The organism is Herbiconiux liukaitaii (assembly GCF_041927495.1).
In the GTDB taxonomy this organism is placed as follows: domain Bacteria; phylum Actinomycetota; class Actinomycetes; order Actinomycetales; family Microbacteriaceae; genus Herbiconiux; species Herbiconiux liukaitaii.
Genome location: NZ_JBHFHG010000004.1, coordinates 138,881 through 162,203 on the forward strand (window position 1 = coordinate 138,881; position 23,323 = coordinate 162,203).

Below are 23,323 nucleotides of genomic sequence, written 5' to 3' on the forward strand. Positions count from 1 at the left end.
CCGATCGTCAGTCCATGCCGATCGAGTCGTCGATGAACTCGTTCGTCACGAGGTCACCGGGGGCCAGACCCTCGGCCGGCGTGATTCCCTGCTTCTCGTAGACGGGGAGCACCTTGTCGAGCAGATCCTGCACGCGCTCCTCGTCGAAATCGCCGAGCGTGTCGTTGTCGCCGTTGCCCGAGATGCCCTCGGAGAGCATGGTCTCGACCGAGTAATCGGCAACACCCTGCGTGTAGACCCAGCCGGTGTCGTACTGCTCCACGAGGTCGAGGATGAGCGAGTTGGTGGCGTCGGGCGAGGCGAAGTAGTCCACCTCGGCCTGCTGCAGCACCGGCACGAGGGCCTCGAGGCACGAGGACTGCGCCGAGACGTCTTCGCTCCGCACCACCACGGGGTCCTGGTACGGCCGGAACCCGAGGTCGTCGATGAGCTGGTACTCGACCGGCTTCATCCAGCTCTCGACCTCGTTCTCGTAGACGTAGGGCTCGGCGGAGGCGTAGCCCTGCTGGGCGTCCTTGCCGGCCGAGGCCACGAACGACGCCGGGGTGCCGTCATACGATCCGTCGGCCTGGGCCTCGGGGATGATGCCCGCCGAGGTGAGGTACTCCATGTAGGCGGTGCCGTCGAAGTAGCGGATGTTCGCGCCCGCCTCCACGAGGTCCTCCACGCCGGTCGCATCCGGGTACGTCTCCGGGTCCCACATGATCATGAGCGGGCTGATGTCGTGCGAGGCGAAGACCGCGGTGGTGGGCATCTCGGCCGACTGGGCGATCGACTCGTCGGTCGACACGTAGCCGAGCATGATGTCGGGGTCGGTGTACATGAGGCTCGTCACGGTCTGGTACCCGGTGGCGGGGCCGCCGGCCCGGATCTCGACGTCGACACCCGTGTACTCGCCGCTCGCCATGAGCGGACCGGAGACGAGCTTGTTGTTCGCGTCGATCACGGGGTCGGCACCGAGCAGTTCGTAGAGGTGGCCGTGCTCGGCCTCGGGGTTCCAACCGGTCTGGATGACGACGTTCGCGGGGCACCCGGCCGCCGCGAGGTCGACGGCGCCCACGGTGAGGTCGCTCGCGGCGGGGGTCTCCTCGCTCGCCGAGCTTCCGCTCGAGCAGGCCGAGAGGGCGAGGGTGGCGACGGCGAGGGCGCCGATCGAGGCGGCGAGCCGCGGGGTCGTGCTGCGCATGTGTTCTCCAACTGTCGGTGGGGCAACGATGGTGCAGGGGGCGGTGCGGGAGCCCGGCCAGTCTCGCCGCCCGCCGTTGCGCCGCTGTTTCCCGAGGGAGAACGCTCCGTTACGCCACCGGGGAGGGGGCGGATCCGCGTGATCCTGCGCGACAGGCCGCCCTGCGCCACCCTCTGCGCCACCGCCGGAGGCCCTGGGCGTCAGTAGACGTACTCCAGGAAGTCGGTGCCGAGCGTGCGCATCGAGTCGATCACCGCGAGCCGCCCCGGCAGGTGCTCGTCGTTGAAGCGCATCGTGACCGCGTAGGAGATGCCACCGCGCGGCCCCGTGATGACGCCGGCTTCGCTCCGCACACCCGCATCCGACCCCGTCTTGTTGAAGAGGGTGAGCCCGTGGTCGATGCCGGCATGTGCGAGCGGATCGAGCCCGAACGACCCGGCCACGAGCGAGAGATCGACACCCAGCCGCAACCAGCCGGTCACCAGTCGGGAGGTCGTGTGATCGACGACCTCCCCGAGCTCGAGCCGGCGGAACAGCGTCGCCAGCTCGCGCGCGGAGCCGACCGAGAGCTGCGGGGCGTCGTCGGGCCCGCGCTCGTCGCGCACGATGTCGAGCAGCAGGGTGCGGCGGAGGCCGAGCGACTCCGTGCGGTCGCGCACCGCGTCGAGGCCGATGCGGCGCAGCAGCACGTTGGTGGCGAGGTTGTCGCTCGACGAGCCGATGAGCGCGGCGAGGTCGACAACCGGGAGGGCCGGCACCTGCAGGTGCTGCCACAGCCCCGAGTCGGCCACCGTGTCGTGGGCCGTGCGGTTGAGGATGCTGAGCGCCTCCGCCCCCGCGGCCGGCCGGCCGGCGCCCGACGTTCCCCCGTCGCGATCTCCCCCATCACGAGCACTGATCCGCGCGGCCACCTCGATGAGCAGCAGCACCTTGCCGATCGACGCGGTGGGCACCGAGAGGTGGTCGTCGACCGAGAACAGCACGCGCCCCGTGGCGAGGTCGAGCGCGCAGGCCGTGACCTGCACACCCGAGAGCGCGAGCCCCGTGAGGGAGGCGAAGCCCTTGCGGAAGAGCACGCCGCCGACATCCGCAGGATCGCTCCGCCGACCGCGCTGCTGATCGTCCGGCCGGTCGTCCCGGCCGCGGCGGCGGATCGGATCGGGCATGATCTGCGGTGCCTCCTCAGCGGTGCGGATGCGAGTGCGGATGCGGATGCGGCCGCAGGTGGATGCGGTCGCCTACCAGATGGTCACACGTTCGGCCGGATCGAGCCAGAGCCCATCGGTGGGCTCCACGTCGAAGGCCTCGTAGAACTCGTCGATGTTGCGCACGATCTGGTTGCACCGGAATTCGTTGGGCGAGTGCGGATCGATCGACAGCAGGCGGATCACCTCGGCGTCGCGCGCCTTCTGCTGCCAGGCCTGGGCCCAGCTCAGGTAGAAGCGCTGCGCCCCGGTGAGCCCGTCGATGACGGGAGGCTCGACCGGCTGCCCCGACTCGTCGCGGAGCGACAGCAGGTAGGCCTTCCACGCGATGCCGAGCCCGCCGAGGTCGCCGATGTTCTCACCGATCGTGAGCGATCCGTTCACGTGGTGGTCGGGCACCTGCGCGGGGGCGAGGGCGTCGTACTGCGCGATGAGCGAGGAGGTGAGCTTCTCGAAGGCCTCGCGGTCCTCGGCGGTCCACCAGTCGGTGAGCCGGCCGTCGCCGTCGAAGCGCGAGCCCTGGTCGTCGAAGCCGTGCCCGATCTCGTGGCCGATCACGGCGCCGATCGCGCCGTAGTTGGCCGCCGCATCCCGAGCCTCGTCGAAGAACGGATGCTGCAGGATGGCCGCCGGGAACACGATCTCGTTGAAGCCGGGGTTGTAGTACGCGTTGATGGTCTGCGGCGTCATGAACCACTCGTCGCGATCGAGCGGCTTGCCGATCTTGCCGAGCTCGCGCTGGAACTCGAACTCGCTCGTGGCCCGCACGTTGCCGATGAGGTCGGTGGGGTCGATCGCGAGGGTCGAGTAGTCGCGCCACGTCGCCGGGAAGCCGATCTTGGGCGTGAACTTGCCGAGCTTCTCGAGGGCGCGCTCGCGGGTGGCCGGGCTCATCCACTCGAGGGTCTGGATGCTGTCGCGGTAGGCCTCGATGAGGTTGGCCACGAGCACGTCCATGGCGGCCTTGGCGGTGGGCGGGAAGTACTTCTCCACGTAGATGCGGCCCACGGCCTCGCCCATGGCGCCCTCCACGAGCGAGACGCCGCGCTTCCAGCGCTCGCGCATGCTCGGGGTGCCGGTGAGGGTGCGGGCGTAGAAGTCGAAGTTCTCCTCCACGAAGGCACCGGGGAGGTAGGGCGCCCAGCCGTGCACGACCTGCCAGCTGAGCCAGTCCTTCCAGCTCTCGAGCGGCGCCTCGGCGAGCGCGTGCGAGAGGCCCGTCACGAAGCTCGGCTCGCGCACCACGAGCTCGTCGAACACACCGGCGGGGGCGTCGAGGGCGTCGCGCCAGAGGGCGAAGAAGGAGGTGCCGGCGGCCTGGGCCTCGGCTCCGCCCGGCTCGCCGGCCTGGTCGACGAACTCGCTCCAGCTCATGAGGTTGTAGGTCGACTGGGCGTCGCGGGTGCGCACGTTGTCCCAGTGCGACGAGGCCACGAGGGTCTCGAGGTCGAACACGCGCTGAGCGCGGGCGGGGGCGTCGTCGAGGCCGGCGAGCTCGAGCATGCGCTGGATGTGGCCCACGTAGGCCTCGCGGATCGACGCGAACTTCTCGTCGCGGTAGTAGCTCTCATCCGGCAGCGAGATGCCGCCCTGCTCCACGAACACGAGGTAGCGCTCGGGGTTGCCCGGGTCGTTGTCCACGAAGAGGCGCAGGAGGCCCGAGACGCCCTGGCGCTCGAGGCGGCCGAGGGTCGTGGCGAGGCTCGGCAGGTCGGTGATCGTGTCGATGAGCGCCAGCTGGGGCTCGAGGGGCGAGGCGCCGAGGGCGTCGATGCGCTCGGTGTCCATGAAGCTCGTGAAGAGGTCGCCGAACCTGCGCTGCTCGGTGCCCTCCTCGGCGGTCTGCGCCTCGAGGATGATGTCGCGCACGGCCTTCTCGGCCTCCTCGGCGAGCTGGAGGAACGAGCCGTAGCGCGCCTTGTCGTCGGGGATCTCGGTGCGCGCGATCCACTGTCCGTTGACATGTCGGTACAGGTCGTCCTGGGGTCGGATGGCGGGGTCGAGCTCGGCGGTGTCGATTCCGGATGCAGTCACGCGACAACTCTACGCACCTCGCCAGAACGTCCGCCGTGACGATCCGGAGTCCTAGGCTGGGCCGGTGCAGACGATCGACCGCGACATCCTGCGGCTCGCGGTGCCCGCCCTCGGCGCTCTCGTGGCCGAGCCGCTCTTCCTGCTCACCGACACGGCGCTCGTGGGGCACCTCGGCGAGACCCCGCTCGCCGCGCTCGGGGTGGCGGGGGCGGTGCTGCAGACGGTCGTGGGGCTGCTCATCTTCCTCGCCTACGCCACCACGCCGGCGGTCGCGCGTCGGCTGGGGGCCGGTGACACGGCGGGAGCCGTCAAGGCGGGCATCGACGGGATGTGGCTCGCGCTCGGCACGGGCATCGCGCTCGCCCTGGTGGGGTGGCCGCTCGCGGGGTCGGTGGTGCGGCTGTTCGGATCCACGGCGGCCGTCTCGGAGGCGGCCACCACCTACCTCACGATCTCGCTCATCGGGTTGCCGGGAATGCTGCTCGTGATCGCCGCCACCGGGCTGCTGCGCGGGCTGCAGGACACCCGCACCCCGCTCGTGGTGGCCGTGGGCGGCTTCGCGGTGAATGCGCTGCTGAACGCGCTCTTCATCTACGGATTCGGGTGGGGCATCGCGGGGTCGGCGATCGGCACGGTGCTCGCGCAGTGGGGCATGGCGGCGGTCTACGTGGTCATCGCCGTGCGGGCCGCCCGGCGGGTGGGCGTGACGCTGCGGCCGGGACTCGACGGGGTGGGCGGGGCGGCGAGCGCCGGCGGGTGGCTGCTGCTGCGCACGGCGAGTCTGCGTGCGGCGCTGCTGGCCTCGATCGCGGTGGCGGCCGGGTTCGGGGTGACCTCGCTGGCGGCGTTCCAGATCGCCATGACGATCTTCAGCACGCTCGCGTTCGTGCTGGATTCGCTCGCGATCGCGGGGCAGGCGATGATCGGGCACGGGCTCGGGGCCTCGGATGTGCCGCGCGTGCACGCGGTCACGCGGCGGCTCATCCGGTGGGGAGTGCTGGCGGGGGTGGTGCTCGGGGCGCTGCTGGCGGTCGTCGCGCCGTTCGCGGGGCCGGTGTTCTCGCCGTCGCCCTCGGTGCAGGGGGCCGTGACGGCGGTGCTGCTGGCGATGGCGGTGGGCATCCCGCTCGCCGGCTACGTCTTCGTGCTCGACGGCGTGCTGATCGGCGCGGGCGATGCCCGCTACCTCGCACTCACGGGCCTCGTGAACCTGGCCCTCTACGCCCCACTCCTCACGGCGGTAGCGGTGATCCACACCGCCGGCACCGCCGGTGGCGCCGGCACCGATGTCGCCGGCATCCCTGCCCTCGTCTGGCTCTGGCTGGCCTTCGGCCTCGGCTACATCGGAGCCCGAGCCCTCACCCTCGGCCTCCGAGCCCGAGGCTCCCGCTGGATCCTCACCGGCGCCCCCGCCTAATAGTTTCGGACTATAGACCTCCTAATCCGAAACTATTAGGCTTCCCACATGGGACGTCACCGCATCGCCCTCACTCCACCTGCTCGAGACGCAGCCGAGATCCTCGGTCAGCAGGTGCGGTTCGCCCGCCACGAGCGGCAGTGGACCGCAGCCGAGCTCGCTGCACGAGCCGACGTCTCCCTGGAGACCCTCGCGGCGATCGAGGCGGGCAAGCCCACGGTGGCCATCGGCAACGTCTTCAATGTGGCTGCGGCCGCCGGTGTGCCGCTCTTCGGCGCGGAGACCGATGCGGAGCTCAGCCGTCTCCGCCGCGCGGGCGCCGATCGACTCGCACTCCTTCCCACCCGTGTTCGCCCGAAGGCCCCTGCGTTGACGGATGCAGACCGTGACTTCTGATCGGGCCTACGTCTGGGTCTGGCTCCCCGGAGAGACCGAGCCGATCCCTGCGGGGCTCCTGGCACCCGCATCGGGAGGGCTCTGGTTCACCTACGGCACGAGGTACCTCGCCCGCCCGGAGGCGGTGAGCCTCTATGCCCCTGAGCTCCCCCTCACCGACCGGCAGTTCCCGCCGTCGGGAGACCTCGGCATGCCGGGCGCGTTGCGAGACGCTTCCCCCGATTCGTGGGGGCGCCGAGTCATCAACAGCCGCCTCTTCGGCGACCCGGAATCCACGCAGCCCACCGAACTCACCTACCTGCTCGCCTCGGGTTCGAACCGTTTCGGTGCCGTGGACTTCCAGCAGAGCGCCACCGAGTACGTGCCCCGCGATGACACGGCGACCCTCGACGAGCTGCAGCAGGCGGCCCGCCTCGTGGAGGAGGGCAAGCCGGTTCCCCCAGCCCTGGCGGCGGCTCTTCAAGACGGCACGGCCATCGGTGGGGCGCGACCTAAGGCGCTCATCACCGACGGCGGTATCCAGTACATCGCCAAGTTCTCGACGTCGACCGACCTCTACTCCGTGGTCGGGGCTGAAGCAGCGGCTGCCCACCTCGCTCGGAGGGTGGGAATCGAGGTGCCCGACATGAAGGTGGTGAGTTCGCTCAACAGAGACGTGCTGCTGCTGCGCCGGTTCGACCGTTCGGCCGCCGGTGGGCGGAGGATGGTGGTGTCGGCACTCACCATGCTCGGTCGGGATGAGACGACCTTCCGCTACGGCACCTACCCCGACATCCTCGACACACTCAAGCGCCACAGCAAGGGCCTGTCGGATGTCGGGGCACAGCTGTTCAGGCGCATCGCATTCAACATCGCGATCAGCAACACCGATGATCACCTCCGCAATCACGCGGCGTTCTGGGACGGCGCCGGCCTCACCCTCACGCCGGCCTACGACCTGAGTCCGATGAATCGGCACGGCGAGACCGCGAGCCAGGCGATCGCCTACGGCCGAGAGGGAGAGCGCTCAAGCAACCTGGCCGAACTCATCCGGGTCGCCCGCGTCTACGGGCTCTCCGAGGAGAAGGCGCGGGTGATCGTGTCGGATCTCATCGACGGGATCCGCACAGGATGGGACGAGGCGGCCGACTTCGGACGCCTCACTGCCGCCGACAGAAAAGCCCTCTGGCACCGCCAGTTCCTGAACCCCGGCAGTCTCTACGGTCTGTAGCCGGCTCACGGGATGCCGGTGCACGTGTGGCCACCGGCCCAAAGCCGGCTACAGACGGGCCGGCGTCAGGCGGGTGGAGGTTGGGTGGGCCGGGGTTGGGCGGGCCGGAGCCGGGGCGGGCAGGCCGGAGCCGGGCGGGCGGGCCGGAGCCGGGGCGGGGCGGGGCGGTGCGGCCGGGCGGGCGGTGGTCGGGCGGGCCGGGTCAGACGGGGAAGGTGGCGGCTCGGGTGGCGGTGGAGATGGGGCCCGTGAAGTGGGCGGCGGCGCGGGCGACCGCGTCGGGGGCGGTCACGGTGTCGGCGCGGTGGGTGAGCACGAGGTGGGCGGCTCGGGCGGTGGTGGCGGTGCGGCCGGCGTCCTCCGGCGTGTGGTGGGCGGGGGCCTCCTCGCGCGAGGGGGCTCCGTCGTAGCCGCACTCGAGGAGCAGCAGGTCGGCCTCCTCGGCGATCTCCTCGAGCGAGAGGCACGGGGCCGAGTCGCCTGAGTAGGCGAAGCGGCGGCGACGCTCGGGCAGGCCATCGTCCACGGTCTCGTCCACGGTGTCGGGCAGGGCCTCGTCCACGGTGAGCCCGAAGGCGGGCACGCCGTGCTGCACGGGCCCCCACGAGAGGGTGAGAGCCCCGAAGCGCGCCTCGCCGAAACCGCTCATGGGGCGGAAGTCGAACACCCGCGGCAGCTCCTCCACCGCGTTCGGCCCGAGGAATGCCGCGAGCCGCTCGAGCAGCCCCTCGGGCCCGATGAGCGGGATCGGCCGGGTCGGGCGTAGCGCGGGGTCGGCGAAGCGGAGTGCGTAGTAGGCCACGAGCAGGTCGGCGGAGTGGTCGGCATGGCGATGGGAGATCCAGATGGCGTCGAGTTCGCCCAGCCCGATGTGTCGCTGCAACTCCGCGAGCGTGCCGGTGCCCGCGTCGACCCACACGCACGTGCGCTCACCCGCACCGGCACCTTCAGCCGCGCCCGTGCCGCCGGCGGCAGGATCCCGCAGGTCGCCATCCGACGGCGTGCTCGGTTCAGAGGGCGCGGTCCCGCTCTGCAGGAGGTAGCCGGAGCAGGGCTCGTCCGGGCGCGGGTACGGCGTGGCGGTTCCGAGCACGGTGAGCAGCATCCCCCCAGTCTCCCAGTCCGAGAGGCCCGCCACCCGCGACCCGCCTCACCCTCGCTCCCACCCCGCGGGTCGGGCGGATGCGCAGGCGCCCGCGGGAGGGTCGTCGTGGTCAGGCGGGGGGCGGGGCCGTCGTGGCGCCGAGGTGGAACTCGCAATGGAAGACCACCGACGACACGTCCTCCCCCGCGATGAGCGCGCGCACCGCCCGCCCGGCCTCGCGGCCCTTCTCACCCGCCGGCTGCACCATGGTCGTGAGGTCGTAGCCCGCGAGCCCCTCGATCGGCACGCCGTCGAACCCCGTCAGACTCAGGTCCTCCGGCACGCGCAGCCCGAGCTCCGCGGCCACCTGCAGCACCCCCACCGCCAGCAGATCGCTCTGCGCCAGCACCGCCGTCGGCCGCTCACCGCCCTGCGCCCGCCCGGCCACGCCCGGATCGGTAGCACCCGGCAGGGTGGCCTGTGGATCGCCGGGGTCCGCTGGCGCCAGCAGCAGGCGTGCGCCACGCACCGCCTCCTCCACGGAGTTGAACCCGCTCGACACCGCCACGGCATCCGGGAACACCCGCCGCACCCCGCGCAGCCGATCCGCCGTCACCGCCGTCGTCATGCCGGCCTCGCGCTCGGGCGTCACCGGTCCCGTCTCCCGCTCGGCATCGGTCGCGAGGGTCAGCACCCCCACCCGCCGATGCCCGAGCCCGTGCAGATGCCGCGCCAGCGCCTCGGAGGCCTCCACGTTGTCGAGCGCCACATCCACCAGCCCGGGCCCCGCCGTCGATCCGCCGCCCGGCACGCCATCCGGCCCGGCACCCGACTCGATGGCCGGCTCACCCTGCGGGCCGCCCTCGCGTGCACCCACCAGGCCCGCGTCCACCCGTCCCACATCCGCCGGCTCCGCATCCACCAGCCCGGGCGTCGCCGCATCCGCCGGCTTCGCATCCACCAGCCCTGGCGTCCGCGCATCCGCCGAAGCAGCGGGGGCAGCGGGGGCTGCGGTCGAGCGGCCGGCCGGGCCGCCCTCGATCGAGACCACGGGCACCCCCCGCCGCCGCAGCTCGAGCACCACGCGGTCGAACACGGGCGAGCACCCCATGAGCACCGCCGCATCGATCGCGGCCGACGCGATGCTCGACTCCACCGCCCCTGTCTCGGTGAGCAGCAGCAGCCCGTTGCTCCCGTCGCCCAGCCCCGTCGCGATGCCGTCGAGCGTGGCCACGTTCACCGGATCGCGGAACGCGCTCAGCAGCCCCTCGTCGAACACGATCCCCACCACACCCGAGCGCCCCTGCCGCAGCGATCGCGCCCGCGGATCCGGCCCCGAGTACCCGAGCTCGGCGGAGGCCGCCATCACCCGAGCGCGCGTGGCCTCCGAGACGGGCCCGGCCCCGCTGAACGCGAGCGACGCGGTAGAACGACTCACGCCCGCGAGCCGCGCCACATCCTGCAGCGTCGCGCGTGGTTGATCGGAACCAGACATGCTTGCTACTGTAGTCGAATCGATTCGATCAAATCGATTCGACCCCCGGGAGAACCATGACGAGCAACCCCGCGCCCTCCCTGGGCCTCACGCTCCGCCAGCTGCACGCCTGGCGCAACGCCCTCTTCGTCATCTTCGCCCTGAGCGGCCTCTCGCTCGCCAGCTGGGTCGCCCGCCTCCCCGCCGTGCGCGACGAGCTCGGCCTCGACACCGCCCAGCTCGGCCTGCTCATCTTCGCCCTCTCGGCCGGCAGCGTCGTCGGGCTCGTCGTGGCACCCCCGCTCATGCACCGCATCGGCGCCCGCGCGGGCATGCTCGTGGTGCTGTGCGTGGTGGCAGGCGGCCTCGCCGTCATCGGGCTGGGCGCCGACCTGCTCGTCTCGGTGCCCGTGGTGGCTGTCGGTCTCGCCCTGGCCGGCTTCGGCAACGGTGCCGTCGACGTCATGATGAACGTCGAGGGCGCCGCCGCCGAGCGCGCCATCGGCAAGACGATCCTGCCGCTCATGCACGCCTTCTTCAGCTTCGGCACCGTGGCGGGAGCAGGGCTCGGTGCTCTCGCCTCCGGATTCGGCGTGCCCGTGGCCGTGCACCTCCCCGTCGTCGCCGTCATCATCGTGGCGAGCGCGGTCGCCGCCATCCGCTTCGTGCCGCGGGGAGTCGAGGCCGAGGTCGAGAGCGCGGCAGGCACCACCGGCACCGCCAAAACCGCCGCCCCCGTCAAGCAGCCCCTCACCCGCCGCCTCCTCGAGAGCCTCGCCGTCTGGAAAGACGTGCGACTCCTCTTCATCGGCCTCATCATGCTCGGCATGGCCTTCGCCGAGGGCTCGGCCAACGACTGGCTCACCATCGCCGTCGTCGACGGCTACGACCAGTCCAACACCACGGCGGCCATCATCTTCGGCCTCTTCACGGTCTCGATGACCGCAGGCCGCGTGCTCGGCGGCCCCGTGCTCGACCGCTTCGGCCGGGTGCCCGTGCTGCGCGTGACCGCCGCGATCGGCGTGGCGGGCATCGCGATGTTCATCTTCGCCCCCGAGCCGTGGATCGCGTACGTCGGCGTCGCGCTCTGGGCCATCGGATGCTCGCTCGGCTTCCCGGTGGGCATGTCGGCCGCCGCCGACACCGACGACCCCAAGCTCTCGGCCGCGCGGGTGAGCGCCGTGGCGATCATCGGCTACGTCGCGTTCCTCGTGGGCCCGCCGGTGATCGGCCTGCTCGGCAACGAGTTCGGCATCCTTAACGCGCTCATGCTCGTGCTCGTGCTCGTGGTGGTGGCGGGCCTCGCCTCCCCGGCCGCGCGCGAGCAGACGCGCATCCGCAGCAGCACCCGGTAAACGCCTCAGATCATCGTCGTCAGCACGCCCCCGTCGGCCCGCAGAGCCGCGCCGTTCGTGGCGGAGGAGAGCGGGCTCGCCAGATACACGGCGAGGTGCGCGATCTCCTGCGGCTCGAGGAACCGCTCGAGAAGAGTCGTGCTGTTGCCGCCGATGATGGCGGCCTTGAGCTGCTCCGCCTCCATCGCCTGAGCCTCCGCGATCCGCTCGATGGTGCCGGCCACACCGTCCGAGTAGGTCGGGCCGCCGAGGATCGTGTTCACGGTGACCTCGGTCCCCCGGGTGAGCTTCGCCAGACCGTTGCCGAGAGCCAGCATCGCCGCCTTCGTCACGCCGTAGTGCACCATGTCGGCCGGGATGTTCACCCCCGATTCGCTGCCGATGAAGAGGATCCGCCCCCACCCGTTCGCCAGCATCGCCGGCAGCAGGTGCCGAGAGAGGCGCACGCCGCTCATCACGTTGACGCCGAAGTAGCGCTGCCACTCGGCGTCGTCGACGTCTCCGAACGGAGCGACATCGAAGAGGCCGACGTTGTTCACCAGGATGTCCACCTCGCCGAGCGACGCCAGCAGGCCCCGCACCTGCTCCGGATCCTCGAAGTCGGCTGCGAGGCCGGAGACCGCGGCCCCCGGGACGTCGCGCGCCAGGCTCTCGACGGCAGTCCGCACCCGGCCGTCCGCTCGTCCGTTGACGACCACCGTGGCCCCCTCCTCGAGCAGGGCCTTCGCGATCGCATAGCCGATGCCCTGCGTCGAGCCGCTCACGAACGCCCGCTTGCCCGTCAGTCCCAGATCCATGACTCTCCATTCAGTTGCTCAGTCACGTGAAACCGTAGCAGTGATACGTGATCAAGCAAGTAAATGAAATCCGCGCACCCGCACCGTTCGCGTAGAGTTCAGACATGCCGGACACCCACGACGCCGCCCTTCTCAGCGGCGATGGCCTCGAGACCTGGTCCGCCCTGGCCACCCTTCTCGAGTGGCTCCCCGCCGCCCTCGACGCCCAGCTGCAGCGCGACTCCGGCCTCACGCACTTCGAGTACGGGCTGCTGTTCGCCCTGGCCGACGCACCCGGCCACTCCCTCCGCCTGGCCGTGCTCGCGCACTACGCGAACAGCTCGCTCTCACGCATCTCCCGCGCCGTGTCGCGCCTCGAGGCGAGAGGGTGGGCGACTCGCGAACCCGATCCCGACGACGGGCGATCCACCCTCGCGGCCCTCACCGAGGCGGGGCTCGAGACCTTCCGCTCCGCGTCGCCCGGCCACGAGCGGCTCGTGCACCGGCTGGTCCTCGACCCGTTGACGGAGGCTCAGACGCGGCAGCTCCGCGCCATCAGCCGGCGGATGATGCGCGCGATCCGCGACGAGGAGGGCTGGCGGCCGTCCGAGGCTCGCCCGCCGACTATTCTGGGCCAGTGAGACTCGTCATCGCCCGCTGCTCCGTGGACTACGCCGGGCGGCTCAGTGCCCACCTGCCTCTGGCCACCAGGCTCCTCATGCTCAAGGCGGACGGCTCGGTGCTCGTGCACAGCGACTCCCTCAGCTACAAGCCGCTCAACTGGATGAGCCCGCCCTGCTCGATCACCACCCTCGAGCCCGATGCCGACCAGCTCGAGGCCGGCATCACCGAGCTGTGGAAGGTCACCCAGAAGAAGACCGACGACATGCTCGTCGTGTCGATCCACGAGGTGCTGCACGACTCCTCGCACGAGCTCGGCATCGATCCCGGCCTCGTGAAGGACGGCGTGGAGGCGCACCTGCAGAAGCTCCTCGCCGAGCAGATCGACCTCCTCGGCGACGGGCACACGCTCGTGCGCCGCGAGTACATGACGGCGATCGGGCCGGTCGACATCCTGGCGCGGGATGCGATCGGATCGGCCGTGGCCGTCGAGATCAAGCGCCGCGGCGACATCGACGGGGTCGAGCAGCTCACCCGCTACCTCGAGCTCATGAACCGGGATCCCCACCTCTCGCCGGTGCGCGGGGTGTTCGCGGCGCAGGAGATCAAGCCGCAGGCCCGCACCCTCGCCGAGGATCGCGGCATCCGCTGCCTCGTGCTCGACTACGACGCCATGCGCGGCCTCGACGACGCCGACTCCCGGCTCTTCTAGGCTGGTCGCGTGGCCTCCCGCACCCCCGCCTTCCCCAAGTCGTATGCGAACCGACCGCTGCGCAAGGCTCTCGAGACCTTCGCCGCGCTGCCCAACCGCACCACGCTCGACGCGCTCCTCGCGGCCCTGCGCACGGGCGGCATCGTGGTCGACATCTCGGGCACCACGGAGGCGGCGGATCCGCAGGTGCGCACCCTCCTCTCCACGAGCGGCGAGCTCGTGCTGCCCCTCTTCACGTCGATCGCGGAGCTCCGGCTCGCGGTGCCCGAGGAGGCGCGGGCCACGGCGCAGGCGATGATCCTGCCCGCCGCGGAGGCGCTCGCGCTCGTGCACACGGCCGACTTCGTGGCGGTGCAGTTCGACCCGGGCTCTCTGGCCCAGGTGATCAAGCGCGACTTCGTCTCCTGAACCGCGCCCGCGCCCGCGTCAGCCCAGCAGAGCGAGCGCCACCACGGCGAGCGGCACGATGACCACCACTCCGATGAGCCCCAGCCCCATGAAGCGCGGCCATGAGATGCGCACGCCGAGCGCCACGAGCCGCTGGTGCCACAGCAGGGTGGCGAGCGAGGCCCACGGCGTCACGAGCGGCCCCAGGTTCACGCCGATCAGCAGGGCCACAAGCCGGGTGGTGTCGCCCGCGGCCTGCGGTTCGAGCACGAGATAGGCCGGCAGGTTGTTGATGGCGTTCGCGCCGAGGGCACCCACCGCGGCGAGGTGCAGCAGGCTCAGGGGGTCGTCGCCCTGTCCGCTCACGGCCGAGAGAAGTCGTTCGAGACCGTTCACCTGAGCCGCCTCGACGAGCACGAAGAGGCCGGCGGCGATCCCCAGCGCCTGCCACGGCACGAGCGAGACCTTGAGTGCCGAGCGGTCTCGCACGAGGAAGGCGCCGAGCAGCAGCACCGCGGCGACCCCCGCCACGATCGCCACCTCGATGCCCGAGACGAGCATCGGGAGCAGCAGCACCACCACGATCGCCGAGTACACGAGCAGGGGCCGGTCGCCGATGGGCGTGCGCTCCGGCAGCTCGAAGCGGCCGCGCAGCGATCGCCGGTAGACGAGGGTCAGGATGCCCGCACTCGCGAGCACCCCGGTGAGCGCCGGCGCCCACGCGGCGGCCACGAACGCCGCCGTTCCCCCCTCGAAGCTCCGCGCGGCGAGCAGGTTCGTGAGGTTCGAGACCGGCAGGAAGAGCGAGGCCGTGTTCGCGAGCCACACGGTCGCCAGGGCGAACGGGATGGGCGAGACCCCGATGTGCAGGGCGAGCACCACCACCACGGGAGTCACGAGCACGGCGGTGGTGTCGAGCGAGAGGAAGGCCGTGCTGACCACCGCGAGCACGATCACGAGCACCCAGAGCACGGCGACCCGGCCACGGCCCCAGCCCGCCATCCGCTCGGCGAGGGCCGTGAAGACTCCGGCTGCGCTCGCGAGTTCGGCCACCACGGTGATGGCCACCACGAAGGCCAGCACGGGGAGCACGCGGCCCGCCAGTTCGGTCACGTCGGCCCACGGCAGGGCTCCCGTGGCGACCACGACGGCCGCCGCCGCCAGAAGCAGCAGCGTGATCAGCGCACCGAGCCGCTGCAGAGCGAAAGCAACCATCCTGCGGCCACTCTAGAACCTCCGCCGTCGGGTGCCCGTTTTCAGGGCGCACCGGCCTCGACCCTAGGATTGCCGGGTGACTCGACAGAACCCTGCCAAGCCGTGGTCGTGCATCCTCTTCGATCTCGACGGCACCATCACCGACTCGGCCCCCGGCATCATCGGGCGGCTCTCGCGCACCCTCGAGGCGATGGGGCGCCCGGTGCCGGCGCCCGCGCAGCTCGTGGCGTTCGTGGGTCCGCCCATCCTCGACGGATTCCGCGACGTGGGTTCGATGAACCCCGCCGAGGCCCAGGAGGCGCTCAGGGTCTACCGCGCCTTCGCGGCCTCAGAGGGCCCGCAGGATGACGCGGCGGTCTACCCCGGCATGCTCGGCCTCGTGCGAGCGCTGCACGCCGCGGGGCTCCCGCTCGCGCTCGCCACGTCGAAGTCGGAGGTGCAGGCGCACCGCATCCTCGAGCACCTCGACATCGCCGAGTGCTTCTCGGTCATCTGCGGCGCCTCCGAAGACGAGACCCGCAGCGCCAAGGCCGACGTCGTGGGCGAGGCGCTCCGTCGCCTGCGCGAGCAGGACATCGACCTCTCGAACCTCGTGATGGTCGGCGACCGCGAGCACGACGTGCACGGCGCCGCCGCCCACGGCGTGCCGGTCATCATGGTCGAGTGGGGCTACGGCTCCCCCGCCGAGGCCGTAGGCGCCATAGCCGTGGTCCACTCCGTAGACCAACTCCGCACAGCCCTCCTCTAGTCCCTACTCCCCGCGCAACCATCGACTCGCCACCACCCATTCGGGCGGGGGGTGTCAGGGGTGGCCGGGCGGAGTTCGTAGAATGCGGGCATGGGTGAATCCCTCATTCCGAGCCTCGTGGTGCTGGGCGTCGTGGTCATCGGCCTCGCCGCGATGTCGAGCGTGCTCACGAGGCGGAGCCGGCGCCGCAGCCGCGACGGGTCCGGGGGCGCGGGCGGATCGGGCCGGGCGGGCGGATCGGGACGCACTGGCGCGGCCGGCGGCCTCTTCGGCTCCCGAGGCGATCGCGACCGCGGCGGCACGGGCGGCACAGGCATCCGCGGTGGCGCAGGCCGCCCGCGCATAGGCGCGAACGGCTCCGGCGAGCCCGAGATCGGCGGCGGCGCGCCCGTGCGCGTGAGCATCGACGATCTGCTCCGCGAGGCCGCCATCCAGCTCGTGCGCATGGACGACGCCCTCCGCGAAGGCCGCCAGGAACTCCTCTTCGCCCGAGCCGAGTTCGGCGACGAGAGCGTGCACGACTTCTCCGACGCCCTCGACACCGCCGAGCGCCGCGCCTCAGAGGCATTCGCCCTGCAGCAGCAGCTCGACGACCACGTGCCCGACTCCGAGCAGCAGCAGCGCGAGCGGAGCAAGCGCATCCTCTCGCTCACCGACTCCGCCCTCGCCCTCGTGGCCTCCCAGTCGCGCGTCTTCGGCGAGCGCCGCCGCCGCGAGACCTCCGCGCCCGCCTCCCTCTCCCGCCTGCGCGACGACCTCGCCACCCAGCGGAGCCGCCTCCCCGAGGCGCCCGCCCTGCTCGCCGACCTCGCCGCCCGCTACGCCCCCGCCGCCCTCGCCACGGTGGCCGGCAACGACCGCGCCGCCGCCGAGGCCTTCGACGACTCCCAGGCCATCGCCGACGACGCCGAGCAGTCCCTCCAGAACGACCCCCTGGCCTCGGTCGCCCGCCGGGTCGAGAGAGCGGAGTCACGGATGCGCGCCGGCCGCGCACTCCTCAACTCGGTCGAGCGGATGCGCGAGACGCTCCTCTCCTCCACAGCCGCACGCGATGCGGCGCTCCTCCACAGCCGCACCCGCCTGGCCGAAGCGGCCCACCTCGCGGCGACCGTGGAAGACCAGCCCACCGCCGACCGCATCGCAGCAGCCGCCGCTCACCTCACCGCCACCCTCGAAGCAACCACCCCCGCCGCCGAGCCCCCACACCCCGCCGCCCCGGCCGCATCCACCCCCGGACTCCAGCGCCCTGCCGACCAGACCGCGCCCACCCCCGAGCAGCCGCACCCCGCCGCCCCAACCGCATCCACCCCCGTGCAGCCGCAGCCCGCCGCCGGGGCCGCCGGAGCCGCCGCGCTGCCCGACCCCGCCGCCGACCTCGACGCGCTGAGCGCCGCCACGGAGGCCCTCGACGACACGCTCGCCGTGGCCCGCTCCGCCCAGCAGCGCCTCGACTCCGCCCGAGACGCCCTCCGCGGCGCCCTCGCCATCGCCGAGAGCCACATCGCCCTCGCGAGCGAGTACATCGACGGCCGCCGCGGCAGCGTCGGGTCGAGGGCCCGCACCCGCCTCGCCAGCGCCCGCCGCGAGCTCGAGCACGCGCGTCTAGAACCCGATCCGGTGGCCGCCCTCGACGCCGCCCGCCGAGCCGCCACCCACGCCACCGACGCCGACGCGCTCGCCCGCTACGACGCCAGCGGCCTCAGATCATGAGCCGCACACCGAGCCCCGCCAGCCACGGCAACGACAACGGCACCAGCTCCTCCAAACGCCCACGCCGCCCCCACCCCCTTCTCAAGGCGGCAGCCACCGCCATCGCAGCAGCCCTGATCCTCTCCGTCTCCGGCTTCCTCGTCTACGCCCACATCACCTACGCCGCCGAGCGCACCCCCGTGCAGCAGCTCGCGGCCGACGCCGCCGTCTCCACCACCTGGACACACGACCACGTCATCCTCACCCCCACCGACCCCGACGGCACCGGCCTCGTCTTCCTCGCCGGCGCCAAGGTCGATCCGCTCGCCTACGCCTCGAAGCTCAGCGGAATCGCCGCCGCGGGCACCACCGTCGTGATCGTGCGCCCGATACTCAACTTCGCGATCTTCGAGGTGCGCCCGCTCGACGACTTCACGTCCCTTGCCCCCGAGGTCACGGACTGGTTCGTGGGCGGCCACTCCCTCGGCGGCGTCAAGGCCTGCCAGTACGCGCACGACGAGGCGGTGGAGGGCCTCGTGCTCCTCGGCTCGTACTGCGCCGGCGACGAGTCCGGTCTCGGCAAGCCCGTGCTCTCGATCTCGGCCGAGAACGACGGCCTCAGCACCCCGGCGAAGATCGACGCCTCCCGAGCCACCCTCCCGCCCGACACGATCTTCGTGCAGCTCCCCGGCGCCACCCACGCCCAGTTCGGCGACTACGGTCTGCAGCCGGGCGACGGATCGGCCACCGTCACCGACGCCCAGGTCCGCACCGAGATCACCGCAGCGCTCGACGCCTTCCTCGCCCCCCAGCGCTGACCCTTAGGCACCCACCCTCAGGCACCGACCCCCGCCACGGCGACGGCGCCCGCCGGCCCCATCAGCACCGCGAACAGCGCCACGATCCCGCCCACGATGAACAGCATCGTCCCGAGCTGCATCGTGCGGCTCTTGTTGCGGCTCGCGGTGGGCACATCCACCTCGAGGATCGGGCACCCCGACCACCCGATCAGCCCCACGCTGAGCGCCACCAGGAAGGCGCCGATCCACCACACCACCTGCAGATCCTCCGGCAGCTGCGCGGGCCGCCACCCGGAGGAGAGCAGCATCCCGAGCACCACCGCCGCCGACCCCGCCGCCACGCCGAACCACACCGTGCCCGTGCGCATGATGCGCTGCACGTTCTCCTCGGCACCCATGAGCGGATGCAGCGCCCCACGCGAGCCGCCGGACACGACAGGGGTAGAAGCAGTAGGCACGGATGGAAGGGAGCTCAGTTCTCGGGTCACACCTCTATTGTGGACCTCGGTCAACTAAATCGACACCGAAAACACAAAAAGGCCCGGCCATCCGGATTACTCCGGATGATCGGGCCCAGTTCGTGCGCGAGGGGGGACTTGAACCCCCACGCCCTTGCGGGCACTGGCACCTGAAGCCAGCGCGTCTGCCAATTCCGCCACTCGCGCGAACTAGGAGAGATTAGCATGCGCATGCGCCACCCAGCGAACCTCGGCGGCCCGCACGAGGCCCCCCGAGGCCGCAACGAGGGGAATTGTCACCCAGGACAAGTAACATCGTCGTAGCGTCGACGCCTTCAAGGCCCGGCTGCGCGACATCCGACACACGAATCCGAAGCCGTGAAAGCCGCGAGAGCCGTGAGAGCTGCGAGAAAGGGAACGTACAAGACGTGGGAATTCTGGACAACTTCGAGAAGGGTCTCGAGCGCGCCGTCAACGGCGCCTTCGCGAAGACCTTCCGCTCGGGGCTCCAGCCGGTCGAGATCTCGGCAGCCCTCAAGCGCGAGCTCGACACCAAGGCGGCCGTCGTGTCGCGCGACCGCATCCTCGTTCCCAACAGCTTCCGCGTTCTGCTCGCGCCCGCCGATCACCAGCGCATGACGGGCATCGGCCCCACCCTCCTCGACGACCTCGTGCAGATCGTGCAGCAGCACGCCGCGCAGCAGGGCTTCCAGTTCGCCGGCGGCATCTCCATCGACCTCGTGAGCGACGGCAAGCTCACCACGGGGGTCATGCAGATCGAGTCGGCCAACGTGCAGCAGAACGTGAGCTGGATGCCCGTGGTCGACATCGCGGGCACCCGCCATCCGCTCACCAGGTCGCGCACCGTGATCGGCCGCGGCAGCGACGCCGACATCACGGTCGACGACACGGGCACGAGCCGCAAGCACGTCGAGATCCTGTGGGACGGCTCGCGCGCCGAAGCGCGAGACCTCGGCTCCACCAACGGATCGCAGCTCGACGGCCGGTCGTTCCAGAGGGCCACGCTCGACCCCGATTCCGTCATCCAGATCGGTCGCACGAGCATCGTGTTCCGCATCGTGCCCCAGGCGGGCAGCGGATCGGCCGGCTCCCGGCAGGCAGGCAGCCGATCGGCAGGCAGCGGATCGGCCCCGAACTCACCCGACGCCGGCGGATTCTGGCGGTAGGCGGGCGATCATGAGCGAACTCACACTCCTCATCCTCCAGCTCGCCTTCCTGGCGATGCTCTGGGTGTTCATCTTCATCGTGGTCTACGCCATGCGCTCCGACCTGTTCGGCCAGCGCGTGCGCAAGCTCAAGGAGGCCCCGGCGGCCGCGGGCGCGCAGCAGGGGCAGCAGAACGCCCAGGCGCAGCCCCAGGCCCCCGCCGCCCCGCCGCCTCCCGCGCCCAAGGTGCCCAAGTTCGTGCCGGCTCCAGGCACCGAGCTCAGCGGGCCGCCGCGCGCCACCACGAGCAACGCCGGTCGCCTCGTCATCACCTCGGGCCCCAAGGCGGGCAGCGACATCAGCCTCGGCACCGAGCCGCTCACCATCGGCCGCTCCTCCGACTCGAGCGTGGTCATCCGCGACGACTACACCTCCACCCACCACGCCAGGCTCATGATCTGGGGCGACGAGTGGGTCATCCAGGATCTCGACTCCACGAACGGCACCTTCCTCGACGGCAATCGCGTCTCAGCTCCCGTGCACGTGCCGTTGAACACGCCGATCCGCATCGGCGCCACGAGCTTCGAACTCCGACGGTGAGCCTATGGCGATCGTGACCGTGAGCGCGGCTGTGTCCCACGTGGGCAAGATCCGCTCCAACAACCAGGACTCGGGCTTCGCGGGCCAGACTCTGTTCGCGGTGGCCGACGGCATGGGCGGTCACGCGGGTGGCGATGTGGCGAGCGCCCTCGCCCTCACCCGCCTGATCGAGATCGACGGCGAGTACAACTCTGCGGTCGATGCCGAGTTCGCGCTGCAGGAGGCCATCACGGCGGCCAACGCCGTGCTCACCGAGACCGTCTACGAGCATCCGGAACTCACCGGCATGGGCACCACGCTCAGCGCCCTCGTGCGCGTCGGGCACAGTGTGGCCCTCGCCCACATCGGCGACTCTCGCGTCTACCGCCTTCGCGAAGACGTGCTCACCCAGATCACGGTCGACCACACGTTCGTGCAGCGACTTGTCGACTCGGGAAGGATCACGGCCGAGGAGGCCAAGACCCATCCGCGCCGCTCGGTGCTCATGCGGGTGCTCGGCGACGTGGATGCGGCCCCCGAGGTCGACCTGCAGGTCATGGACACCCGCCCGGGCGACCGGTGGATGCTGTGCTCCGACGGCCTCTCGGGCGTGGTCGAGCACGACGAGATCGAAGAGATCCTCAAGGCCAACATCACGCCGGGAGACGCAGCGGATGCGCTCCTCAAGGTGAGCCTCGACCACGGGGCCCCCGACAACGTCACGGTCGTCGTCGTCGACGTGCACCAGTCCATCGAGGTGCCCGAGGTCGAGCCGGTCACGGTCGGATCGGCCGCCAAGCCCATCGCCTTCGAGCAGACCGTCGGCCGCCGCACCTCCCGCATCCCGGGTCTGCGACTGCACCCGCGGAGCCCCGCGAGCTCGGGCCCCAGCCACTTCGAGCCCGGCTCCGAGGACTACCTCGACGAGCTCATCGAGGAGGATCGCCGCCGCGGTCGCCGCCGCAAGGCCACGTGGCTCGTGGGTGTGCTGATCGTGCTCGGCATCGTGGCAGGCGTGCTCTACGCCGGCTACCAGTGGACCCAGACCCGTTACTACGTGAGCCAGTCCGGCCCGTACGTGGCCATCTACCAGGGTGTGCAGCAGAGCATCGGCCCCATCCCGCTCTCGCACGTCTTCCAGGAGACCGACATCGAGACGGACATGCTGCCTCCGTACACGAAGCGTCAGGTCGAGAACACCATCAGCGCCGACTCGGTCACGGCCGCCCTCGAGATCGTCAAGCGGCTGAGCGATGCGGCGGCGACCGGCATCGATCAGGACGTCGACCCCGAGGGCGACTCGACCGGTGCGCCCACCGGCACCGCCACGCCCACTCCCACCACCACGGCCCCCGCCCCGGCCCCCTCCGAGGCCCCACCCGCCGGCGAGGTGACGACCCCGTGACGAGCGCCACCTCCCCCGCACCCTCGGCCGCGGCCGACCGGCCGGACCAGACGTCCACCAAGGGCATCCGCCGCATCCGCGTTCCGCAGAAGCTGCGCAACCTCGAGCTGTTCCTCATCATCGTGGTCTGCGCGGTCAACGCCTCCGCGGTGGTCCTCGTGCAGCTCGGCGCTCTCGGCGCCGTAGACAGCACGGTGCTCTACCTAGGTGCCGGGCTGTCGATCCTCGTGTTCGGCATGCACATCGCGCTGCGCTTCGTGGCCACCAACGCCGATCCGTTCATCCTCCCGATCGCCGCCCTGCTCAACGGCATCGGCATCGCGATGATCTACCGCATCGACATCGCCGAGGAGCTCGTCGGCTGGGAGAGCACGGCCGTGCGCCAGGTGGTGTGGACCGCGGTGGCCGTGGTGCTCTCGATCGGCGTCATCCTCGTCATCCGCAACCACCGCGTGCTGCAGCGCTACACCTACATCGCCATGTTCGTGGCCGCCGTGCTGCTGCTCCTGCCGATGCTCCCCTTCATCGGCCAGGAGATCAACGGCGCGCGCGTGTGGATCCACATCGGCGCCTTCTCCTTCCAGCCCGGCGAAGTGGCGAAGATCGCCCTGGCCGTGTTCTTCGCCGGCTACCTCGTGTCGCGGCGCGACAGCCTCTCGATGGTCGGCACCAAGGTCCTCGGCATGCGCTTCCCGAGGGCCCGCGACCTGGGGCCGATCCTCGTGCTCTGGGTGCTCTCGATGTCGGTCATCATCTTCCAACGCGACCTCGGCACGGCGCTCCTCTACTTCGGGCTGTTCGTGGTGATGATCTACGTCTCCACCGGTCGCGCCAGCTGGGTCGTGCTCGGTGTCGGGCTCTTCCTGGCGGGAGGCGTGATCGCCGGCCAGGTGCTCACCTACGTCAACGACCGCTTCACGAACTGGTTCGACGCCTTCAACCCCGAGAACTACGACTCCATCGGCGGCAGCTACCAGCTCGTGCAGGGCCTCTTCGGCCTCGCCAACGGCGGCATGATCGGCACGGGGCTCGGCCAGGGCCGCCCCGACATCACGCCTCTCGCGCAGAGCGACTACATCATCGCCTCGCTCGGCGAGGAGCTCGGGCTCGCGGGCATGTTCGCCATCCTCGCGCTCTACCTGCTCTTCGTCTCACGCGGCTTCCGCATCAGCTTCGCCGGTCAGGACGACTTCGGTCGGCTGCTCGGCGTGGGCCTGTCGTTCACCCTCGCGCTGCAGTGCTTCATCGTGATCGGCGGCGTCACGCGCGTCATCCCGCTCACGGGCCTCACCACGCCGTTCATGGCGGCGGGCGGATCGTCGCTCGTGGCCAACTGGATCATCGTGGCGCTGCTGCTCCGGCTCTCGGACACAGTGCGCAATCAGCCGAGGCTGGTGATCTAGAC

The 23,323-nt window shown here is 71.1% G+C and carries 22 protein-coding genes and 1 tRNA gene; 14 read left to right on the top strand and 9 right to left on the bottom strand.

The annotated features are described in order from the left end of the window. Positions 1-7: 7 nt before the first annotated feature. The 3 genes from ACEXQC_RS08300 to ACEXQC_RS08310 all read right to left on the bottom strand — a co-directional run bounded on the left by ACEXQC_RS08300 (position 8) and on the right by ACEXQC_RS08310 (position 4,425). Positions 8-1,186 (bottom strand): ABC transporter substrate-binding protein, encoded by a 1,179-nt coding sequence (locus ACEXQC_RS08300; RefSeq protein ID WP_374820360.1) that lies wholly within the window; start codon positions 1,184-1,186, stop codon positions 8-10. Positions 1,187-1,386: 200 nt separating this feature from the next. Next, complete coding sequence (locus ACEXQC_RS08305) at positions 1,387-2,352, bottom strand: serine hydrolase (RefSeq protein WP_374820362.1); 966 nt, start codon at positions 2,350-2,352, stop codon at positions 1,387-1,389. A 72-nt stretch (positions 2,353-2,424) separates the two neighbouring features. Next, the gene (locus ACEXQC_RS08310) at positions 2,425-4,425 is read right to left on the bottom strand and encodes a M13 family metallopeptidase (RefSeq protein ID WP_374820364.1); all 2,001 of its coding nucleotides are present in this window, start codon (positions 4,423-4,425) and stop codon (positions 2,425-2,427) included. A gap of 64 nt (positions 4,426-4,489) precedes the next feature. Here ACEXQC_RS08310 and ACEXQC_RS08315 point away from each other — a divergent pair, with 64 nt between their 5' ends. The 3 genes from ACEXQC_RS08315 to ACEXQC_RS08325 are packed head-to-tail and all read left to right on the top strand — an operon-like array spanning position 4,490 to position 7,448. Next, positions 4,490-5,842, top strand: coding sequence for an MATE family efflux transporter (locus ACEXQC_RS08315; RefSeq protein ID WP_374820366.1), 1,353 nt, complete (start codon positions 4,490-4,492; stop codon positions 5,840-5,842). A gap of 48 nt (positions 5,843-5,890) precedes the next feature. Continuing rightward, the gene (locus ACEXQC_RS08320; RefSeq protein WP_374820368.1) at positions 5,891-6,238 is read left to right on the top strand and encodes a helix-turn-helix transcriptional regulator; all 348 of its coding nucleotides are present in this window, start codon (positions 5,891-5,893) and stop codon (positions 6,236-6,238) included. Beyond that, positions 6,228-7,448, top strand: a complete 1,221-nt coding sequence (locus tag ACEXQC_RS08325; protein ID WP_374820370.1) for a type II toxin-antitoxin system HipA family toxin — start codon at positions 6,228-6,230, stop codon at positions 7,446-7,448. Before ACEXQC_RS08320 ends, ACEXQC_RS08325 begins: the two co-directional genes overlap by 11 nt. 202 nt (positions 7,449-7,650) lie before the next feature. Here ACEXQC_RS08325 and ACEXQC_RS08330 read toward each other — a convergent pair whose 3' ends face one another. Beyond that, on the bottom strand, positions 7,651-8,553 hold the full coding sequence (locus tag ACEXQC_RS08330; RefSeq protein WP_374820372.1) for an MBL fold metallo-hydrolase: 903 nt from the start codon (positions 8,551-8,553) through the stop codon (positions 7,651-7,653). A 109-nt stretch (positions 8,554-8,662) separates the two neighbouring features. Further along, on the bottom strand, positions 8,663-10,027 hold the full coding sequence (locus ACEXQC_RS08335) for a LacI family DNA-binding transcriptional regulator (protein WP_374820374.1): 1,365 nt from the start codon (positions 10,025-10,027) through the stop codon (positions 8,663-8,665). Positions 10,028-10,083: 56 nt separating this feature from the next. Between ACEXQC_RS08335 and ACEXQC_RS08340 the strand changes: the two genes are divergently transcribed. Further along, on the top strand, positions 10,084-11,361 hold the full coding sequence (locus ACEXQC_RS08340) for an MFS transporter (protein WP_374820376.1): 1,278 nt from the start codon (positions 10,084-10,086) through the stop codon (positions 11,359-11,361). A gap of 5 nt (positions 11,362-11,366) precedes the next feature. Here the strand turns inward: ACEXQC_RS08340 and ACEXQC_RS08345 are convergent, their stop codons facing one another. Beyond that, complete coding sequence (locus tag ACEXQC_RS08345) at positions 11,367-12,158, bottom strand: SDR family NAD(P)-dependent oxidoreductase (protein WP_374820378.1); 792 nt, start codon at positions 12,156-12,158, stop codon at positions 11,367-11,369. 104 nt (positions 12,159-12,262) lie between these two features. Here ACEXQC_RS08345 and ACEXQC_RS08350 point away from each other — a divergent pair, with 104 nt between their 5' ends. The 3 genes from ACEXQC_RS08350 to ACEXQC_RS08360 are packed head-to-tail and all read left to right on the top strand — an operon-like array spanning position 12,263 to position 13,878. Further along, positions 12,263-12,778 (top strand): MarR family winged helix-turn-helix transcriptional regulator, encoded by a 516-nt coding sequence (locus ACEXQC_RS08350; protein WP_374820380.1) that lies wholly within the window; start codon positions 12,263-12,265, stop codon positions 12,776-12,778. Continuing rightward, the gene (gene nucS, locus ACEXQC_RS08355) at positions 12,775-13,470 is read left to right on the top strand and encodes an endonuclease NucS (RefSeq protein WP_374820382.1); all 696 of its coding nucleotides are present in this window, start codon (positions 12,775-12,777) and stop codon (positions 13,468-13,470) included. The genes ACEXQC_RS08350 and nucS overlap by 4 nt, the downstream gene beginning before the upstream one ends. A gap of 9 nt (positions 13,471-13,479) precedes the next feature. Further along, positions 13,480-13,878: an SseB family protein gene (locus ACEXQC_RS08360; protein ID WP_374820384.1), complete on the top strand. Its 399-nt coding sequence runs from the start codon at positions 13,480-13,482 to the stop codon at positions 13,876-13,878. A gap of 18 nt (positions 13,879-13,896) precedes the next feature. On the opposite strand, the gene ACEXQC_RS08365 is transcribed toward ACEXQC_RS08360, so the two are convergent. Beyond that, on the bottom strand, positions 13,897-15,072 hold the full coding sequence (locus tag ACEXQC_RS08365) for an SLC13 family permease (protein ID WP_374820386.1): 1,176 nt from the start codon (positions 15,070-15,072) through the stop codon (positions 13,897-13,899). A 76-nt stretch (positions 15,073-15,148) separates the two neighbouring features. Between ACEXQC_RS08365 and ACEXQC_RS08370 the strand changes: the two genes are divergently transcribed. The 3 genes from ACEXQC_RS08370 to ACEXQC_RS08380 all read left to right on the top strand — a co-directional run bounded on the left by ACEXQC_RS08370 (position 15,149) and on the right by ACEXQC_RS08380 (position 18,327). After that, positions 15,149-15,820 (top strand): HAD hydrolase-like protein, encoded by a 672-nt coding sequence (locus ACEXQC_RS08370; protein WP_374820388.1) that lies wholly within the window; start codon positions 15,149-15,151, stop codon positions 15,818-15,820. A gap of 90 nt (positions 15,821-15,910) precedes the next feature. After that, positions 15,911-17,530 (top strand): hypothetical protein, encoded by a 1,620-nt coding sequence (locus ACEXQC_RS08375; RefSeq protein WP_374820390.1) that lies wholly within the window; start codon positions 15,911-15,913, stop codon positions 17,528-17,530. Further along, positions 17,527-18,327 (top strand): alpha/beta hydrolase, encoded by an 801-nt coding sequence (locus ACEXQC_RS08380; RefSeq protein ID WP_374820392.1) that lies wholly within the window; start codon positions 17,527-17,529, stop codon positions 18,325-18,327. Before ACEXQC_RS08375 ends, ACEXQC_RS08380 begins: the two co-directional genes overlap by 4 nt. 17 nt (positions 18,328-18,344) lie before the next feature. Here the strand turns inward: ACEXQC_RS08380 and ACEXQC_RS08385 are convergent, their stop codons facing one another. Both ACEXQC_RS08385 and ACEXQC_RS08390 read right to left on the bottom strand, forming a co-directional pair. Beyond that, positions 18,345-18,767 (bottom strand): hypothetical protein, encoded by a 423-nt coding sequence (locus ACEXQC_RS08385; protein WP_374820394.1) that lies wholly within the window; start codon positions 18,765-18,767, stop codon positions 18,345-18,347. A 123-nt stretch (positions 18,768-18,890) separates the two neighbouring features. Beyond that, positions 18,891-18,974 (bottom strand) — tRNA-Leu (locus ACEXQC_RS08390). Positions 18,975-19,195: 221 nt separating this feature from the next. Between ACEXQC_RS08390 and ACEXQC_RS08395 the strand changes: the two genes are divergently transcribed. From ACEXQC_RS08395 to ACEXQC_RS08410, 4 genes are read left to right on the top strand one after another with little or no spacing between them, the layout of a single operon-like run. Beyond that, positions 19,196-19,954 (top strand): FHA domain-containing protein, encoded by a 759-nt coding sequence (locus ACEXQC_RS08395; protein WP_374820396.1) that lies wholly within the window; start codon positions 19,196-19,198, stop codon positions 19,952-19,954. Positions 19,955-19,964: 10 nt separating this feature from the next. Then, complete coding sequence (locus ACEXQC_RS08400) at positions 19,965-20,534, top strand: FHA domain-containing protein FhaB/FipA (RefSeq protein ID WP_374820398.1); 570 nt, start codon at positions 19,965-19,967, stop codon at positions 20,532-20,534. A 4-nt stretch (positions 20,535-20,538) separates the two neighbouring features. Beyond that, positions 20,539-21,918: a PP2C family protein-serine/threonine phosphatase gene (locus ACEXQC_RS08405; protein ID WP_374820400.1), complete on the top strand. Its 1,380-nt coding sequence runs from the start codon at positions 20,539-20,541 to the stop codon at positions 21,916-21,918. After that, on the top strand, positions 21,915-23,321 hold the full coding sequence (locus ACEXQC_RS08410; protein WP_374820402.1) for an FtsW/RodA/SpoVE family cell cycle protein: 1,407 nt from the start codon (positions 21,915-21,917) through the stop codon (positions 23,319-23,321). The genes ACEXQC_RS08405 and ACEXQC_RS08410 overlap by 4 nt, the downstream gene beginning before the upstream one ends. Positions 23,322-23,323 lie beyond the last annotated feature (2 nt).